This window comes from Streptococcus sp. C300 (assembly GCF_000187645.1).
Classification (GTDB): domain Bacteria; phylum Bacillota; class Bacilli; order Lactobacillales; family Streptococcaceae; genus Streptococcus; species Streptococcus oralis_CQ.
Map to the genome: position 1 here is coordinate 1 of NZ_GL732474.1, position 1,148 is coordinate 1,148.

Sequence of the window (1,148 nt, forward strand, 5' to 3'; positions counted from 1 at the left end):
CAAAAACTAGTAAACAATAATAGTGAAATTAGACTACATGATCTACTATTATCTTGCTTCTTAGAATCCTATGCTAAAATATATAAGCGAGAGAAGCAATTATCAATTGATATGGAGGGGCATGGGCGTTCTTCTGAAGTCATGGATCTAAATATTTCTAGAACTGTGGGCTGGTTTACAACCGTCTATCCTCTTTTATTTAACCTAAAAACCTTTAATAAATCTTTTATGAGTAAAATAGACTATGTTCATGACAAAATGGAAAGTGTTCCTAATGGTGGACTGAGCTATGAATTATATTTAAAAGAAAAAAATAAAAGTAAAGATAAATTTAGTTCAATTATGTTCAATTTCTTAGGAGAATTTGAATCACAATCTTATGAAAATAGTACTTTTAATTTGTTGCCAGTAAATATAGGAGAGGAGGTAGCTGAGAGTACTCAAATGCAAAATCCTTTGATTCTTAATATCTCTATTTATGGGGGGACTTTGGTAGCTAACTTTATTTATGATAGAAAAATATTCTCTAATTGGAAACTAAAACGGTTAGCTAATACTTTTAAAAATAAGTTGGTTGATTCTATAAAACAACTTGAATTGCTTAGTAGTAACCCTAAGAATGATAATAGCTTGATAAACCAAATATTAAGTTATAATAGTAGCAACGGAAATGAGTATGTTGATATTATTAATGATACTTTAAACGACAATATCTATGTTTTTCCACCTGCGATGTTAAAAGTCGCCTATTTACCAATTTATAAATCTCTCTTTACTGAATTAGCTTACAAAGCACATATATTCCATTTAAATTCTGATAACCAATTAATTGAGAATATTGCGGAGTATATTGCTAATAACAATGATACTTCCATTATATTAATTGGCTACTCAGGAGGAGCGAATATTGCTTACGAGGTATCGGTTTGTTTAGAAAACAAGTACAATAAAACTGTAGATAAGATTATTATGTTGGATGGTTCTAAGTGGGAGGATGGTTTAGAATTTACAACTGTTACTGAAGAAAATATTGACGATATGTTAGAGGATTTTTTGGTTCAAAGTAATCTAAGTAGAGAAAGTTTGGATGAAAATGTGTTGAATATCCTTAATTCTGAACGTTCTAACTTTCTTGCTGAAGCAAAAAA

General features: G+C 29.5%; 1 protein-coding gene. It reads left to right on the top strand.

All coding sequences use genetic code 11. The features are described 5' to 3' along the window. Positions 1-1,148 (top strand): condensation domain-containing protein (locus HMPREF0849_RS09915; RefSeq protein WP_000302352.1); only part of this gene is annotated, 1,148 nt, incomplete at both ends.